Raw genomic sequence first — 290 nt, forward strand, 5'->3', positions numbered from 1 at the left:
GCGGTGGAGGGCAGCACCAATGTGACCATTGGTGCCACCCTGGACTACGCTCCACAGACCACGCTGGTACTGACGCTGAACAACGGCGCCACCATCACCTTCACCCCCGACTACGTGCCGGGCACCGTGGTGCAGTCGACCGAGTTCGCTGTGCAGACCGATGACGTCTACAACGACGCAGGCACGGAGACCATCAGCATTGTCAGCACCAATGGTGGCGGCAACTTTGAGAACCTGGACACCAGTGCTACGACCACAGTCGAAGTGACGGATACCGAAGACACCGCCAC

1 protein-coding gene is annotated in these 290 nt (G+C 60.7%); it reads left to right on the forward strand.

Going from position 1 to position 290, the window contains the following annotated elements; all coding sequences use genetic code 11:
- Positions 1 to 290, forward strand: a 290-nt coding sequence (locus B3349_RS15340; protein ID WP_291590022.1) for an immunoglobulin-like domain-containing protein, incomplete at both ends; no start/stop codon positions are given.

Source organism: Comamonas sp. UBA7528 (genome assembly GCF_002479375.1).
Lineage (GTDB): Bacteria > Pseudomonadota > Gammaproteobacteria > Burkholderiales > Burkholderiaceae_C > Comamonas.